Genomic DNA, 17,134 nt, shown 5'->3' with positions numbered 1-17,134 from the left:
TCTTTCTTAAGTTCTACTTGAAAAGGATTCGGATAACGGTGATATACCTCACCTATCGGATTTTCGTTAGCATCTAGAAAAATATGAGAAGATCCATAAAATACTTTCCTAGCAGAGTAATATGGCCTGAGCTCCTTAATGTTTTTTCTAATCATTATTTTTATTTATTATTCTAGATTGAACAGAAAAAGCATGGGCATTAAGTATTTCAGAAACTGACATAGTTTTCACGGTTTCTGAAATTTTCTCCAACCCTTCTTTAGAAAGTTTTTGGAAACTTATTTTTTTTAGGAAACTATCCATTGATAAACCCCCAAAAGTTCTTGCATACCCTTTTGTGGGCAAAACATGATTTGGACCTGAAGCATAATCCCCAACGCTTTCTGGAGAATAGGCTCCTAAAAAAACAGAACCTGCATTTATAATTTTTTCAGAAAATCTATCTGATTCCAAAAAGTTTAGGATTAAATGTTCTGGCGAATATTGATTGGCTATATCAATCCCTTCTTCTAAAGAAGGAACAAGAATAATGCAACTTTTTTTAAAGGATTCTTTAACAAGAAACCTCTTTGGTAGATTATATATTTTTCTGTTTAGTTCTTTCTTTACGCTTTCTCCCCAATATTTCTTGGGTGAGATTAACACGATCTGGCTGTCTGTGCCATGTTCAGCTTGAGAAATCATATCATCTGTTATATATTTTATACTAGAAATTTCATCAGCTATTATACCAACTTCTGTTGGTCCAGCTGGCATATCTATGGATACCATACATTCTTGGGAAAGAATTTGTTTAGCAATGGTAACAAATATATTCCCAGGTCCAAATATTTTATCAACTGAAGGAATGCTTTCAGTTCCATAGGTCATTGCGGAAATAGCTTGTGCTCCTCCTGTTTTATAGATTTTTCTTATTCCTACTCTTCTTGAAGCGTAAAGAATATTATTATGAATATTTCCCCTATAATTTGAGGGGGTGCATAAAATAATATTTTTACATTGAGCTAATCTAGCAGGAATTCCTAACATTAGAACAGTTGAAAATAAAGGAGCAGATCCTCCAGGGATATAAAGTCCTACCTTTTCTATAGGAAAGGTTTTATGCCAACAAAGTACTCCTGAAATTGATTTTAACCTTATAAATTTATGGTATATTTGATTAATGTTAAAAAATTCTATATTTTTATAAGCTTGTTCTATGGATTTTTTAAAAGACTTTGATACTAATTTTATAGAACTTTCTATCTCTTCTTCTAGAACCTGGATATCATTCCAGGATGAACATCTATCAAATTTTTTTGCATAAAATTTTAGAGCATAATCCCCATTTATTTTTACATTTTGTAGAATCGCTCGTACTTTTGAGAGTAAAATACTACGAGAATTTTTTGTGGGCCTTATTTTAAAAGTGGGATTAGGATAGGTTTTTATTTCCATAATTTTATTAATTCTTCTCTATTCTAAAATTTCTTAATAAATAATTTTTTCGATCGGCATAACGAGAATATTAAAAACACCAAAAATTTTTAAATTTTCAGCCACTCTCCAAAAGTCCTTTTCGCTAATTACTGTATGTATTACACAAAATTGATAATTTAATAAAAATGGAGATAGAGTTAGATTTTTAGGTAAGTACAACATTATTTTATCTAATTTATTTATAGGAGCATTCAATAATATGTATTTATTATTTTTAGCATTTATTACAGCTCTTATTCGAAAAAGAAGTTCTTTCATTAGTTTTTTTCCTATTGGATCTTCCTCTAGCAGCATAGAGGAAGCTAATATAGCCTCTGATTGCAAGAGAGTCTCCACTTCTTTTAGTCCATTCATGAATAGTGTAGATCCACTGCTTACTAAATCACAAATGCCATAGGATAACCCAATACTAGGAGTTAGTTCTACTGAACCGCTTATTTCTTGAATTTCTGCATTCAGACGATGCTTTGTCAGAAATTCTTGAACAAGAATAGGATAACTTGTGGTAATTCTCTTTCCGTTTAGGTCTTTGATTCCTCTATAATTTAGTTGTCTAGGAATAGCTAGAGACAAGCGACATTTGCCAAAACCTAGTCTTTCTTTAACTTGTATTCTTTTCCTTTTTTCCGAAAAAATATTATAGCCCACTATTCCAAGATCTGCTATACTATCCTCTAGATATTGTGGAATATCATCATCCCTTATAAAAAAAATTTCCAAAGGAAAATTTAACGCAAAAGCTTTTAATTGATTCTTTCTGAATTGTATATTTATCCCACATTCTTTAAGAAGTTTAAGAGAATCATCATAAAGCCTTCCTGATTTTTGAATGGCTACTTTTAGTTTATTCATATGTGTTTTATTTTAAAAATTTGTAAAAAGGATCCAAACATATATGGTTATATAGTTATAACAGGATCTAAAAGTGAATCTAATAGGTTACTCCTTCTTCAAGCTATTTATACAGATAAAATAAAAATTGATAATCTTTCCCACGCTTCTGATACTCTTATCTTAATAAGAGCTTTAAAAAACTCAAAATCCTTAATTAACATAGAACATGCTGGAACGTCTATGCGTTTTTTGACATCTTATTTTTCTATTAAAGATGGGAGTGAAATTATTTTAACTGGTTCCAATAGAATGAAACAAAGACCTATTTCAGTTTTGGTGAATTCTTTAAGAACCTTGGGGTCTCGGATTTTTTTTTTAGAAAAAGAGGGATTCCCTCCACTTAAAATATGTGGGAAAAAAATATCTGGATGGTCTGTCCAAATAGATCCTAAAATTAGCAGCCAATATATAAGCGCACTTATGTTAATAGGTTCGCGCCTGGAAAAGGGATTAAAACTTTTATTTTCTCTGGAAAAGATAACTTCATACCCTTATGTTCAAATGACTTTGAATCTTTTGAAGAAAACTGGGATAAAAATCTATTGGATGAAAAACTTTATTTGTATAAATACCACTAAAAAACTGAATCGGAAAGTTTTTTCTGTAGAGTCTGATTGGAGTTCTGCATCCTATTACTATGCTTTGTCTGCTATTTATAAACAAGGCAAAATTAGAATGAGTTCCTATGAAGAAAAAAGCTATCAAGGAGATAGTTTTGTTGCAAAAATATATAAAAAATATTTCGGAATAAATACCATTTTCACGAATGGCAAAATGATATTAAGTAGTAAAATAAATAACTTTCTCCATACTTTTTTAGAACTAAACCTAAATTCTATGCCTGATATTGCTCAAACTATTGCAGTTACTTGTGCTATTTTACGCAGAAAATGTGTTTTAATAGGCCTTGAAACACTAAAAATTAAAGAAACTAATAGGCTTAAAGCCTTGCAAAAGGAGCTATTTAAGCTAGGCGTCCTATCTATTTTTACCGAAAATTCCTTCCAAATTCTTGGTTTTGAATTCAAGAAAGAAAATCTTTTTTTAATAAAAACTTACGAGGATCATAGAATAGCTATGTCGTTTGCTCCTTTCTCTCTTAGAGAGTCTATTAATATAGGAAAACCTGAAGTAGTTGAAAAATCATATACCCATTTTTGGAATGATTTGCGTTATTTTGGGTTTGGTAATTAAATCTTGGCCCATTCGTCTATTGGTTAGGACATCAGATTTTCATTCTGAAAAGAGGGGTTCGATTCCCCTATGGGCTGCTTTAATACATTTTTGTAATGGCAAATAATTCTTCAGTTTTAAAAAATAAAAAAATTCGTGTTCGAAACAGATATTATTTTAAATCTATACGAACAGCAATAAAAAAACTTAAAAAAGAGGAAAATAGGAATAACTTGGATTATTGTTTTCGAAAAACAATTTCTATGATAGATAAACTATCTAAAAGAAAAGTTCTTCATAAGAAGAAGGCTGGAAGGATGAAAAAACAATTATTTTACATAGTGTCAAAAAATAATGAAAAAATATGTAACTAAGGAAGGAGTTAAAAAACTTAAAGAAGAAATTGAAAAATTAGAGAATATAGAGCGTGGAAATATTTCCATAAAAATAACTGAAGCTAGGGATAAAGGAGATATTTCAGAAAACGCTGAATATGATGCAGCTAAAGAAGATCAAGAATTTTTAGAAGCACGTATTGCTTCACTAAAAAAAAGCCTTGCTAAAGCAAAGATTATAGACGTTTATAAAATGGATGAATCCAAGGTTTCTATCCTATCTAGGATAAAAATAAAAAAGCTTAATTATGGGTGTAAGGTTATTTACACCTTAGTTCCAGAAGAGGAGTCTAATCTTAAAATTGGGATAATTTCGGTAAATTCTCCCATTTATTCAGGCCTATTGGGTAAGAAAGTTGGGGATATAGCTCACCTAATGGAGGACGAGTATGAAATCCTAGAGATTTTTTGTTAAGGATCTACGTAATTTTTAAAAAATGTCCTTAATGTCTTTTATGTCTCATATCGAAGTTCTTAGAAAGCGTATTATTCGCTGTCTATTAGGCATGACTGTTAAATAAAGAACTCTTCTTCGATAAGATTATTTTGGCACCAGCTAAATCTAAGTTTGTTACTTATCGTTTTTTTAGGATATTGAAAAAAAATTTATATTGCCTGAGGATTTGCATCTTCAAAACAGATGGCTTTTTGGTCAATTTAAAGGAGTATGGAGGTTTATTGAACCAGGTAGAAAGAAAAAAGTTTTGTTCTAAAAATTTTTAGAACAACTTCTTTACTCTTATTGTTTGGCATACTTTTTGGATATTTCGTTCTCTCTCCAATGACCATTCAATTTGCCTATGTATTCAAAGGAAGTCCTATTTTAAAAAACGTTTTTGATTTATCCTATGATGTTAATACCATTATACAATCTACACTTTAGATGGTACTTCTACCAATTTTTGTCTATTTTTTTTCTAAAATTGGATTAATTAATAAAAATTTTTTGCGTACATATAGAAAACATGCTTTCCCTATTCTTCTTTTATATGAGTTAAGTATTAACATTTCTTATAATGACAAAATCTAGAACGAGTGACGTTCATTTTCTCTTTTCTTGATAACTTCCCGTTTATCATATATTTTTCTACCTTTTGCCAGGAATATTTGAAGTTTAGCATATCCTTTTTGATTGATAAATAATTTATTCGGAATAATTGTTAGTCCAGACTTTTCTGATTTTTTACTAATTTTTATTAATTCCTTTTTCTTCAAAAGAAGTTTTCTATCTCTATTAGGTAGATGATTTACATCAGCTCTATACTCTGAAATGTATATATTAATAGCATACAATTCCCCATTTTTAATTTTACAAAAGCTTTCGGAAAGACTTGCTTTATTTTGTCTAATGGATTTTATTTCAGTTCCTAATAATTGGATACCAGCAATATATTCTTCAATGAATTCATATTCAAAAGAAGCTTTTCTATTATTTATACAGATTTTCAATGTATTTTTTATTTTCTTCATAATTTTTCTTAAATTAATGTCAGAAATTAAACAACTTAATAGAGTTAGTACACAAATAAGAAGAGATATCTTACGTTCTAATTCAGGACATACTGTATGGGCTTTAGTATGTGTGGAATACTTTATTGCTATGTATTGGCAAGTTCTTAGACAGAATCCAAATATTTTTTGTATGAAAGGAGTATTCCTTCATATTTACCCAGTATATTATAGCGCATTGATAGGATTTTTCTCTATAAGAGAACTGAATAGAAAATTAAAGGCATCTTGTGCAATTCGAGGACAAGGCTCTGTAGGTGCGTCATTAGCTAAAAAACTAAATCAATACAGCTTACATGGGTTAAATGAAGGGAAAATTTGGGAGGCAGCAGTAATCGATATTGCTTATCGCAATGGAATAAATGATAGAACAGTAAAAGAAAAATTTTTTGGGTGGGAGGTCATCGAAGAACTTCAAGCACATGACATTTCATGCGTTATTAACTCATGGGAAATAGCTAAAAAAAGCAAAGGAAAGCCTATACTAATAGTATTGTACACAAAAATGGTAGGTGGTTGCTCGTTTTATCAAAGCTTATAAAAGTGATTAAAAGATGGGACATTTAGCTCAGATGGTTTAGAGTCTTACTTTGACAGAGTAGGGGCATCGGTTCGAATCCGATAATGTCCACTTCACTGTTTTTTCTTATGTATGTTATTTTAGATACTGAAACTACAGGTTTACCTAAAAATACTCGTATAGTACAAATTGCTTGGCAATGTTATAATCCTTTTGGAGGACTAGTTGAGTTTAAGAATTTTTTTGTTAAACCTTCAGGTTTTGACATTCCTTTTAATTCTACAAAAATACATGGGATAACGACTGAAAAAGCTAAGTCAGAGGGGGAAGATCTTTTTTTTGTTTTAAATTGTTTAGAGCAAACTCTAGAAAAGAGTAAATTTATTATTGGGCACAATATAGAATTTGATATAAATGTTGTTTATAGTGAATTTTTTAGAAAAAATATTAAAACTTCCATTTTTAAGAAAATCCTCATTGATACTAAAAAGGCTATTCCTAGTTTGAGAAGGAATAAATGGCCTACTCTTAAAGAACTTTATCAAAAACTTTTCAGAAAGGAACTTTCTTTAACCCATAACGCTATTCATGATGTAACGGCTACCTCAAAATGTTTTTTTGAACTAATCCGCATAGGAGTTCTATCTTTCGTAGTATTTGGTATTAAATTGCTTGAAAAATTTAAAAAAAAGCAAAAAGAATTTATTGATTCTTCCTTCTTCCCTATCTTTTTTAAAAGGGAAATAAAAATAGAATCTGAAACATCTAATGAACTTCTATACGCAAAGAATTTTTCTCACTTGCATAATCATACTTGTTTTTCGATTCTGTGTTCTACTATAGATGTAAGATCCTTAGTTAACAGAGCAGTTGAACAAAATATGCCAGCTGTAGGAATTACAGATTATGGAAATATGATGGGTGTTGCTTATTTTATGGAATCTATTCGATTAGCTAATACTGAAATAAATAAGTATAATGAAAAATCTAAAAAGTATGGGAAGAGAAACATTAAAGGAGTTGTTGGGTGTGAAGTTTTTATAGAAATAAAAAATTCAGAAAAATATTATCCTCAAGTACTTTTAGCTAAAAATAAAAGAGGATTTCAGAACTTATCAAAGATCAGTTCTTATGGATTTACAGATGGGTATTCCTTTGGAATCCCCAAGGTTAGCAAAAGCATTATTAAAATTTACAAAGAAGAACTTATAGCTCTTAGTGGAGATATAAATTCTGAAATTCCATCTACAATCTTGAATAGAGGTTCTATAGAGGCAGAAAAAGTTTTTTCATGGTGGCACGAATGTTTCGGGTCAGATTTTTATGTAGAATTACTTAGACATGGTTCTGAAGAAGAAGATTACGTTAATAAAATTTTACTTAAATTAGCAAAAAAATATAAAGTAAAATATCTTGCGCAAAATAATATTTTTTATATTGAAAAAAAAGATTCTGATGCGCAAGATATTTTACTTTGCGTACGCAAAGGAGAAAAATTGTCTACACCTATAGGAAAGGGTAAAGGGTTTAGATTTGGATTCACAAATAAGGAATTCTTTTTAAAAACATCAAAACAAATAGAAAATATTTTTTCAGATGTTCCTGAATCTTTCAATTATTTAGAGGAGCTTGTTGAAAAGGTAGAGGACTATGATATTTTGCAGAATATTTTACTTCCTAAGTTCCAAATGACAAAATCTTTTAAAGACCCTAACGCTTTTTTGAAACACCTTGCTTATAAGAGTATTAAGTACCGTTACGGTAAAATTACTAGTTCTATAAAAACTCGTATAGACTTAGAGTTAGATATTATCAAAAAAACTGGTTATCCAGGTTATTTTCTTATAGTACAGGATTTTACATCTCAAGCTAGAAAAATGGGCGTTTCTGTAGGTCCTGGAAGAGGATCTGTTGCTGGATCCGTAGTTGCTTACTGTATAGGGATTACGGATATAGATCCAATTAAATACGGTTTACTTTTCGAGCGTTTTTTGAATCCAGATAGGGTTTCGATGCCAGATATTGATATAGATTTTGATGATAGAGGCCGAGATAAAATTATCAAATGGGTTGTAGAAAAATATGGTACTGCTCAAGTGGCTCATATTATGACGTATGGTACTATGGCATCAAAATTATCGATACGAGATACTGCACGAGTTCTAGGGTTGCCTTTATCTGATGTAGATAGAATAACCAAAATGATCCCAAATATTTCCTTAAAAAGGCTATTTTCAGAATCAGAAAATATTTATTCTCTAAACCTCTTTAAGAGTGAAATAAAAAATGTCATAAAGATTAGAAAAATCTACGAAAATTCTGGATTAGAAGCTTTAACACTTCGTCAAGCTAAGATTATTGAAGGATCTATCCGAAATACAGGAATACATGCTTGTGGTATTATTATTGCACCTTCAGATATAAGAGAACTTATCCCAGTATCTAAGGATTCTGACTTGCTAGTTACTCAATTTGATAACGAAGTTGTAGAAAGTGTAGGACTTCTTAAAATGGACTTTCTTGGATTAAAAACTTTAACTATTATTAAAGATGCTTTGAACCTAATAAAAAAAAATAATCCTGAATTAGATTATTTTCCTTTAGATGATATAGAAACTTACAAACTTTTTAAAAAAGGGGAAACTGTAGCAGTTTTCCAATACGAATCTATCGGAATGCGAAAGTATCTTAGAAAACTTAAGCCTGATACATTTGATGACCTGATTGCCATGAATGCATTATATCGCCCAGGTCCTATGCAATATATTCCAAATTTTATAGCAAGAAAACACGGATTGGAGCCGATAACTTATGATCTTCTTGCAATGGAAGAATTCTTAAGTAATACTTACGGTATTACTATTTATCAAGAACAAGTTATGCTTCTAGCTGAGAAACTTGCCGAGTTTAGCAAAGGTCAAGCAGACCTTTTACGAAAAGCTATAGGGAAAAAACAAAAAAACATACTGGACAAAATGAAAGAACGATTTATTGAGGGAGCAAAAAGAAAAGGTTATCCTCAAAAAATTTTAGAGAAAATTTGGAAAGATTGGGAATACTTCTCCTATTATGCCTTCAATAAATCTCATTCCACTTGTTACGCTTATATTGCTTTCGAGACAGCTTATTTAAAAGCACATTTTCCAGAAGAATACATGGCTTCTGTATTGAGTAATAATTTGAACAACCTAAAAGAAATAACTCTTTTTATGGAAGAATGTAGAAGGTTGGGAATCCCCGTTTTAAGACCTGATATCAATGAAAGTGATTATGCTTTTACAGTTACCAAACATGGAGAAATTCGTTTTGGCATGGGAGCTATTAAAGGTATAGGAAGATCAGTCCTATCGGAAATAGTCCAGGAAAGAAAAAAAAACGGTGTATATACTTCAATATTCGATTTTGTTAAGCGAATATATTTAAGTAAAAAAGTTTTGGAAAATTTTATTTTAGCAGGAGCTTTTGATTGTTTTGAAAATATTAACTGTGCACAATATTTTCATGAAGAAAAAACACTAGAAAAAATTATCATATTTGGGATAAAAAATAGGAAGAATTCTCTTAAAAAAAATTCAGAGCCAATTTTGCCATATTGCAAACCTTGGCCTAAAATAATAAAATTAACCAAAGAAAAAGAAGTTTTAGGTATTTATATTACTTCTAATCCAATAGAGTATGAAATAAAAAATTATGTCTCTTTGTGTGAGAGAAATCAGAATAAAAATAATTTAATTGGTAAATTACTTAATGTCTGTGGAATTATTCAAAATTGCGAAAAGAAAATATCTAATAAAACTGGTAATAGATATGGTCTATTTTCTTTAGAAGATCATAAAGGATGCAGAGAGTTCCGTCTTTTTGGAGAAGAATATTTAAAATATATACCTCTTATTAAGAAAAATGCTCTTATTCACCTTAAGACTATTCCAATACAAAAACAAAATGGGGAAATTTATTTTAGAATCCTTCATATACAGCTTTTGCAGTCTGTATTAGAAAATATGACAAATAGTTTAATGATTCTAATAAATGTGGATAAACTTAATGAAGGTATGATAACGCAGTTAAAAACTATAATAAAAAACGGAAATAAAAAATTTTCCATAAAAATTAATAGTAAAAAAATAAAATTAATGTTCATTTCTAAGAAGGGTTTGAAAATAGATAGTATTTTTTTAAGAAAATTAAAATATGACCTGGGAATTACTCCATTTATTGAATAGTCTTCTTCTCTACACAATTTCAACTTGTGTGCTTTCTTTCCCATCTTTCAAACGAATTCCCAAACGAGACATCTCAAAACGTATATAATCTGATAAATCCCATTTTTTTTCAAATCTTGCCCTATTTCTAACTTGAATGATTAGTTCAATTAAATTTTTGGAATAATCGTAAATTATAGGATGATTTTCATCTATCAGTTCTAAACCTAGAACTTTAAAAAAAAAGTCATTCATTGTTTTTTTTAAGAGAATTAAGTCCTCTTCTACGAGTTCTGGTTTTTTCTCTATGTTACTAACTGCTTCAAAAAGAAGCATAATTAGCATTGGACTATTAAAATCATCATCTATTGCTTTATAACATTTTTCACTCCAAGAGTGAACATCAAAAGTAGATTTTTTGCCACTTGGCAAGTTTTTCAAAACTTTAAATGAGTCTCTCAGTCTATAATAAGACCTTTCTGCAGAAAAAAGGGTATCATAAGAAAAATCTAATTGGGTTCGGTAATGAGTTTTTAGAAGAAAAAAACGAATAATACTAGGATGAATTCTTTTAAAGAGAGTTTTAGGAAGGAATATATTCCCAGTTTTCTTGCTCATTTTTTGTCCTTTGATAGTTAGCAAGTTGGTGTGCATCCAATATTTTACTGGAGACTTACCATAAAGTCCTTGTATTTGAGCTATTTCGCATTCATGATGCGGGAACTTTAAATCCATTCCTCCCCCATGGATATCAAAACTTTCTCCTAAATATTTTGTACTCATTACAGCACATTCTGTATGCCATCCTGGGAATCCCAACCCCCAAGGGGAAGGCCAACTCATACTATATTTTGAGTTGGCTTTTTTCCACAGCGCAAAATCTTCAGTATTGAACTTTTCTTCTTGTTTTCTTAAAGACAAACGACTTTTAGTAATTTCTTTTTTTCTCTTACTTAAAACTCCATAGTGATACCATCTTTCATAAGCCTTTATTTCGAAATAAACTGAACCGTTTACTTCATATGCCAGTTCTTTTTCCAGAAGCTTTTTTATCCATTCAATTTGTTCCATGATATGACTCCTAGCATAGGGTTCTATGCTAGGAGGCAGCACATTAAAAAAACTTAAATTTTGATAAAAATCCATACTATATTTTTGAATAATTTCCATTATTTCAAGTTTTTCCATCTTAGACTTTTTAGCAATTTTGTCTTCTCCATAATCTGAGTCATTTTCCAGATGTCCTACATCAGTTATGTTACGTACATAACGTACTTTATATCCCAAATGTTTAAGATATCTGAATACAAGATCAAAGAAAATAAATGTTCTACAATTTCCTAAATGGATATAACCGTAAACAGTTGGACCACAAACATACATTTTGACGTAATCATAATTTTTTGGTTTAAATGATTCCTTCTTTCCACTAAGCGAATTGTAGATTTTTAAATGATTCTTTTGAATTTTTTCCATAATTTTAAAATTTTGTGGTGGCTCAGCCAAATTTATTGACTTTTATGATTACCCCCCGTTCTGAAAATTATTCTAAGTGGTATAATGACCTGGTTTCTGCATCTGGTTTAGCAGAAAATTCTGGTATACGAGGATGTATGATTATTAAACCATACGGACTTAACATATGGGAAAAAATTCAAGATGAACTTGACAAAAGGTTAAAATCCACAGGACATGAAAATGTCTATTTCCCTTTATTTATTCCTAAATCCAATTTTTTAAAGGAAGCTGCTCATGCAAAAGGTTTTTCTAAAGAGTGTGCTATAGTTACTCATTATAGGTTAAAAAAAAATAAAAGCGAAATAATTATCGACCCGAATTCTAAGCTTGAAGAAGAACTTGTGGTGAGACCTACTTCAGAATCTATTATTTGGAACACTTACAGACGTTGGATTAAATCCTATCGAGATTTACCCATCTTGCTCAATCAATGGACCAATGTTGTGCGTTGGGAAATGAAACCACGCTTCTTTTTAAGAACTTCTGAATTTCTTTGGCAAGAAGGCCACACGGCTCATTCTTCTAGAGAAGAAGCTATCAGAGAAGCTCAAAAAATACTCGAAATCTATAAAGATTTTATAGAAAATTTCCTGGCTATTCCAGTAATTAAAGGAATTAAAACCCCTTTAGAACGTTTTTCTGGAGCTGAAGAAACTTATTGTCTTGAAACGATTATGCAAGATAATAAAGCTTTGCAAGCTGCAACTTCCCATTTTTTAGGACAAAATTTTTCTAGGTCCTTTAATGTAAAATTTATCAATAAATATGGTATAAAAGAATATGCTTGGGCTACATCTTGGGGTGTATCTACTCGTTTAATAGGGGCCCTAATAATGACTCATTCGGATGATAAAGGTCTCGTTTTGCCTCCTAGTTTAGCTCCTATTAAGGTGGTTATTATCCCAGTTTATAAAAACTGTTTCCAGTTAAAAGAAATCTCTCGCATAGTTTATTCCATAAAGTCTTTACTTAAATATCAAAAGATTAGCGTCCTCATAGATGACAGAAATTCTTATAGTCCAGGATGGAAATTTAACGAATATGATATGAAAGGAATTCCATTACGAGTCGTAATTGGTCCCAAAGATTTGGAAAAAGGAACAGTTGAACTTTTCCGCCGAGATACTTTGCAAAAAAAAAAATTATCTCTAGAATGTTTAGACACATATATTCCTGATGTTCTAAAACGGATACAAAAAGATCTCTATCAGAGAGCTTTCTCTCGGAGAGAGAGATCTATAAGATGTGTGAATAATTATGAAGAATTCAAAAAAATTCTAGAGGAAAAAGGAGGGTTACTTTTAGCTCATTGGGATGGAAGTTACACAACCGAGAGAAAAATAAAATTAGAAACTGGAGCAACTATTCGTTGCATTCCGATCGGAATGCCAAAAGAATCTGGGCATTGTATTTATTCAGGGAACATTTCGAAACAAAGGGTCCTTTTTGCTAGAGCTTATTGAGAAGAAAAGAGATCATTTTAGGCATTGATCCCAGTCACTACGTGATTGGATTTGGATTAATTAAAGTTAATAAAAAAATTGAATTACTTCTTATTGAAGAACTTTTTTTAGGTAGATTAACAAAACCTAATTCTAGGTTAAAAAAAATTTTCGAAAAAACTCTTTCCCTAATAGATGCTTTTCATCCTAATGAGTTAGCTATTGAAGCTCCATTTTTAGGAGAAAATATTCAATCTATGTTGAAACTCGTACGTGCCCAGGCTGTAGTGATTGCTGCAGGTTTATATAGAAATTTGTCAGTTGTTGAATATTCCCCTAGAACAGTAAAAATGGCACTCTCTGGAAGAGGAGATGCTTCCAAAAAACAAGTTTATGAAATGTTAAAGTTTTTTTTTAAAGGGGAAAATTTTCCTCAAAAAAATTTTGATGCTAGCGACGGGCTTTCTGTCGCTATATGTCATTTTCTAAATAAAAATTATCCTCTTCGAAGAATTGAAGGATAATGGTCTTTGTTACGGTAGTAGAAAGTTCTGTAGGTAGTTATATTTTGTTAAATCTTCTCCAAAAAGGAATATCGCGCTTTAAAGAAAAAAAAAATACCTGTTTAGATAATTTTCTTTTAAATAAATTTTTGGAAAAAGTTGAATGGGTTCAGGCATTAATGGGTCTCACGCATAAGAGATCATAGCTTTTTCTAAATATAAAAAAGACATCGAACTTTTAGAGAAAATAAACATAGAAGGAACGTCTAACATTTGCCTAAATAATGGGGTAAAAAAATTTTGTTATATAAGTTCCACATTAACCTTAGATTCATAACAGAAGATTCTTTTTTTTTTCTTTTGAGTAAGATGAGCATTCTTATTATGGGAAATCTAATTTTTTTCTTAAATGGAAGTTTGTGAAGGCTTAAACGTGGTAATTGTTTACCAAGTATTATCCTAGATCCATTTTTCTTTGGTTGTGTATAAATGAAAAAAGATCTTCGTTTAAAGGGAATGAATAGTTTCGTATCTGCTATGGATGTTGCTAAATGTTGTATCCAATTAATGGAGGAAAATCATTTTGTTGAACGTTATATTCTCAACAGTGAAAATATTTCCTTGAAGGATTTTTTTCATACAGCAAAGAACTCCCTACTTTATCTAAAAAAGCTACTCTCTCTCTTGTAGAAAATTCAGAAATTTCCATATAAAGGGCTTTATTCAAACGAAAAAATAAAAAACCTTAGGTTTCAGTTTATTCATATAAAAAAAAAATTAGACGAATATTTGTATTTTTTAAAATTAACTAATTTATGGTAGAAATAAGAATAGCCACCCCTGATGATTCTAAATATATTTCTTTAATATGTTCGCAAATAAAGGATTCTGCAAGGATAAGAGGTACAGGAATCTCTAAAAGAGATCCTGAATATATTAAAACTAAAATAATAAATGGGGATGCGGTAATGGCTTTTTATGATAAGCAGATTGCTGGATTCGGTTATATTGAAGTCTTTCAGAAAAAACAATTTGTAGCGAATTCTGGACTAATCGTATTTCCTCCATTCAGACATAAAGGATTAGCAAAATCCATTAAATATGAAATTTTTAAACTTTCTATAAAAAAATTTCCGAAAGCTAAAATATTTAGCATAACCACGAATTCCTCTGTATTTAAAATAAATACGGAATTAGGTTTTGTTCCTGTATCATTTAACCAGCTTACACAAGATGAAAATTTTTGGAAAGGATGTAAAAGTTGCACAAATTATGACATACTCCTGCGAAATAAAAAAAGAATGTGTTTATGCACAGGCTTATTATATAATCCTAAAAATAAGGAAGAAAAGAGAGAAAATAAGGTAGTCTTAGCTTATAGTGGGGGATTAGATACTTCGTACTGCTTGAAATTTCTCCTTGAAGAAGGATATGAAGTGCATACTGCTATGGTTAATACTGGAGGGTTTTCTAAAGAAGAACTAAAAAACATTGAAAATAGAGCGTTCCAAATAGGAGCTAAATATCACCAAAACATTGAAGCAACCAAAGAGTATTATTGTAGAGGTGTAAAATACCTAATATTTGGCAATGTATTAAAAAATAATACATATCCACTTTCAGTTAGTTCAGAAAGATTTTTCCAAGCCATAAAAATTGCAGAATACGCTAATTCTATAAAAGCTAACGCTATTGCACATGGAAGTACTGGAGCTGGGAATGATCAAATCCGCTTCGATTTAGCTTTTCAAATACTTTGTCCAGAGAAAGTTATTCTTTCTCCCATAAGAGAGAACAAACTTTCTAGAAAAGAAGAAATAAAATATCTGCAAAAAAAAGGTCTAGAAATCGCCAGAGAGAAATCCAAATATTCTATAAATAAGGGTATTTGGGGAACTAGCATAGGGGGAGCTGAAACTCTCAATTCGAGTAAAAATATTCCAGAAGAAGCTTATCCGACTCCTTTAAGGAAAACTAATAAGGAGAAAATAGAATTAGGATTTGAAAAAGGAGAGTTTGTCTCTCTTAATAAAAGGGAGGGAAATCCTGTGGAAAACATTCTTAAATTAGGAGAAATTTCTTCTTCCTTCGCTATAGGAAGAGAGTTTCATGTAGGAGATACTATTCTTGGTATTAAAGGTAAAGTAGCCTTCGAAGCTCCAGCAGCTTTAATTATTATTAAAGCTCATCAATTTATTGAAAAGCATGTTTTGACAAAATGGCAAATATATTGGAAAGATCAATTAGCTAATTCCTATGGAACTTTATTGCATGAAGCCCAATATCTAGATCCAGTAATGAGAAATATTGAAGCTTTTCTACAGAATAGTCAAAAAAGAGTAAGCGGAAAAGTAACTGTACTTTTACATCCATATAGATTTGAATTAGTTGGTATTTGTTCTGAATTTGACATGATGCAATCTAAAGTTGCACAGTATGGAGAAATGAACTATGAATGGTCTGAAAAAGATGTGAAAGGGTTCACCAAAATTTTTGGAAATCAGATGAAAATTTATCACAGCATTAAATGATTAAAACTGGCATTATAGGAGGAGCAGGTTATACTGCTGGAGAATTGATTAGGTTACTCTTATCTCATCCAAGAGTGGATCTCACTAGCGTAGTAAGTGTTAGGGAGTTCGAAAATCCTCTTTATTCAGTTCACTTTGATTTACTTGGGGAAACTGAAATTAAATTCACTAAAAAATTAGATGAAGATGTTGATGTCGTTTTTCTATGCCTCCATCCTGGAACTTCCAGAGAAGCTATAAAAAATATAGCTGATCGCTCAAATGTGATAGATTTAAGTAATGATTTTAGATTAATCGAACATTCTGCATTTGGAATGCGATCATTTATCTATGGATTACCAGAACAACAAAGGTCTATAATTAGAAAGGCTATATCTGTTGCAAATCCTGGTTGTTTTGCAACAGCTATTCAGATAGCGATTTTGCCTCTAGCCTATGCTCAATGTTTGAAAAGTGATATTCATATAAGTGCTATTACTGGATCTACTGGAGCAGGAAAGGCTCTAAATGAAAAAATTCATTTTAGCTGGAGAAATAATAACATTTCCTCTTACAATATTTTTATCCATCATCATTTAAATGAGATTAGAGAAGTAATTCATCGATACCAAAAATCTTTTCAGAAAGAAATTTTTCTAGTGCCTTATAGAGGTAATTTTTCTAGAGGAATTATTTCAACAGTTTATACCGATTCCCTTTATTCTCTAGATGAGAATAAAGATCTATATCAGAGTTATTATAAAAAACATCCATTTGTTTCTCTCTCAGAAAGAGAACTAGATTTAAAGCAGGTAATAGGCACTAATAAATGTTTTTTACATTTATCTTTGAAAAATGGAAAAATTATCATAACATCCATAATTGATAACCTTTTAAAAGGTTCTTCAGGTCAAGCTGTACAAAACATGAACATCATGCAAGGATGGGAAGAGGATTGTGGCCTCAAATTAAAACCTTCACTATTTTAG

Annotated in this window: 14 protein-coding genes and 2 tRNA genes; 12 read left to right on the top strand and 4 right to left on the bottom strand. The window is 30.5% G+C overall.

Annotation, left to right across the window (positions count from 1 at the left end):
* Positions 1-147: 147 nt before the first annotated feature.
* Together hisD and hisG are read right to left on the bottom strand one after the other, a co-directional pair.
* Complete coding sequence (hisD, locus tag VF849_01885; protein HEX9232766.1) at positions 148-1,437, bottom strand: histidinol dehydrogenase; 1,290 nt, start codon at positions 1,435-1,437, stop codon at positions 148-150.
* A gap of 33 nt (positions 1,438-1,470) precedes the next feature.
* A complete protein-coding gene (hisG, locus tag VF849_01880) occupies positions 1,471-2,331 on the bottom strand; it encodes an ATP phosphoribosyltransferase (GenBank protein ID HEX9232765.1) in 861 nt (286 codons plus the stop codon).
* On the opposite strand from hisG, the gene VF849_01875 reads away from it, so the two are divergent.
* The 4 genes from VF849_01875 to greA all read left to right on the top strand — a co-directional run bounded on the left by VF849_01875 (position 2,332) and on the right by greA (position 4,356).
* Complete coding sequence (locus VF849_01875; protein ID HEX9232764.1) at positions 2,332-3,567, top strand: 3-phosphoshikimate 1-carboxyvinyltransferase; 1,236 nt, start codon at positions 2,332-2,334, stop codon at positions 3,565-3,567.
* A gap of 5 nt (positions 3,568-3,572) precedes the next feature.
* Positions 3,573-3,644: transfer RNA gene (locus tag VF849_01870), tRNA-Glu, on the top strand.
* A gap of 18 nt (positions 3,645-3,662) precedes the next feature.
* The gene (rpsT, locus tag VF849_01865; protein HEX9232763.1) at positions 3,663-3,920 is read left to right on the top strand and encodes a 30S ribosomal protein S20; all 258 of its coding nucleotides are present in this window, start codon (positions 3,663-3,665) and stop codon (positions 3,918-3,920) included.
* Entirely contained in the window at positions 3,901-4,356 is a 456-nt protein-coding gene (gene greA, locus VF849_01860; GenBank protein ID HEX9232762.1) for a transcription elongation factor GreA, read from the top strand. Before rpsT ends, greA begins: the two co-directional genes overlap by 20 nt.
* A gap of 611 nt (positions 4,357-4,967) precedes the next feature.
* Here greA and smpB read toward each other — a convergent pair.
* A complete protein-coding gene (smpB, locus tag VF849_01855; protein ID HEX9232761.1) occupies positions 4,968-5,411 on the bottom strand; it encodes an SsrA-binding protein SmpB in 444 nt (147 codons plus the stop codon).
* A gap of 16 nt (positions 5,412-5,427) precedes the next feature.
* Here smpB and VF849_01850 point away from each other — a divergent pair, with 16 nt between their 5' ends.
* From VF849_01850 to dnaE, 3 genes are all read left to right on the top strand, one after another.
* Positions 5,428-5,991, top strand: coding sequence for a hypothetical protein (locus VF849_01850; GenBank protein HEX9232760.1), 564 nt, complete (start codon positions 5,428-5,430; stop codon positions 5,989-5,991).
* A 16-nt stretch (positions 5,992-6,007) separates the two neighbouring features.
* Positions 6,008-6,081 (top strand) — tRNA-Val (locus tag VF849_01845).
* 17 nt (positions 6,082-6,098) lie between these two features.
* Positions 6,099-10,193, top strand: a complete 4,095-nt coding sequence (gene dnaE / locus VF849_01840; GenBank protein HEX9232759.1) for a DNA polymerase III subunit alpha — start codon at positions 6,099-6,101, stop codon at positions 10,191-10,193.
* Between the two features lie 9 nt (positions 10,194-10,202).
* Here dnaE and cysS read toward each other — a convergent pair whose 3' ends face one another.
* On the bottom strand, positions 10,203-11,648 hold the full coding sequence (gene cysS / locus VF849_01835) for a cysteine--tRNA ligase (protein HEX9232758.1): 1,446 nt from the start codon (positions 11,646-11,648) through the stop codon (positions 10,203-10,205).
* A gap of 35 nt (positions 11,649-11,683) precedes the next feature.
* On the opposite strand from cysS, the gene proS reads away from it, so the two are divergent.
* The 5 genes from proS (at position 11,684) to argC (ending at position 17,134) form a co-directional block, all read left to right on the top strand.
* The gene (gene proS / locus VF849_01830) at positions 11,684-13,153 is read left to right on the top strand and encodes a proline--tRNA ligase (GenBank protein HEX9232757.1); all 1,470 of its coding nucleotides are present in this window, start codon (positions 11,684-11,686) and stop codon (positions 13,151-13,153) included.
* Positions 13,150-13,656: a crossover junction endodeoxyribonuclease RuvC gene (gene ruvC / locus VF849_01825; GenBank protein HEX9232756.1), complete on the top strand. Its 507-nt coding sequence runs from the start codon at positions 13,150-13,152 to the stop codon at positions 13,654-13,656. The genes proS and ruvC overlap by 4 nt, the downstream gene beginning before the upstream one ends.
* A 468-nt stretch (positions 13,657-14,124) precedes the next feature.
* The gene (locus VF849_01820) at positions 14,125-14,325 is read left to right on the top strand and encodes a hypothetical protein (GenBank protein ID HEX9232755.1); all 201 of its coding nucleotides are present in this window, start codon (positions 14,125-14,127) and stop codon (positions 14,323-14,325) included.
* 125 nt (positions 14,326-14,450) lie between these two features.
* Entirely contained in the window at positions 14,451-16,166 is a 1,716-nt protein-coding gene (locus tag VF849_01815) for an argininosuccinate synthase domain-containing protein (GenBank protein HEX9232754.1), read from the top strand.
* Entirely contained in the window at positions 16,163-17,134 is a 972-nt protein-coding gene (gene argC / locus VF849_01810; protein ID HEX9232753.1) for an N-acetyl-gamma-glutamyl-phosphate reductase, read from the top strand. Before VF849_01815 ends, argC begins: the two co-directional genes overlap by 4 nt.

It is taken from the genome of Blattabacteriaceae bacterium (assembly GCA_036390115.1).
Lineage (GTDB): Bacteria > Bacteroidota > Bacteroidia > Flavobacteriales > Blattabacteriaceae > DASQPV01.
This window is presented reverse-complemented; position numbering and strand designations above follow the sequence as displayed.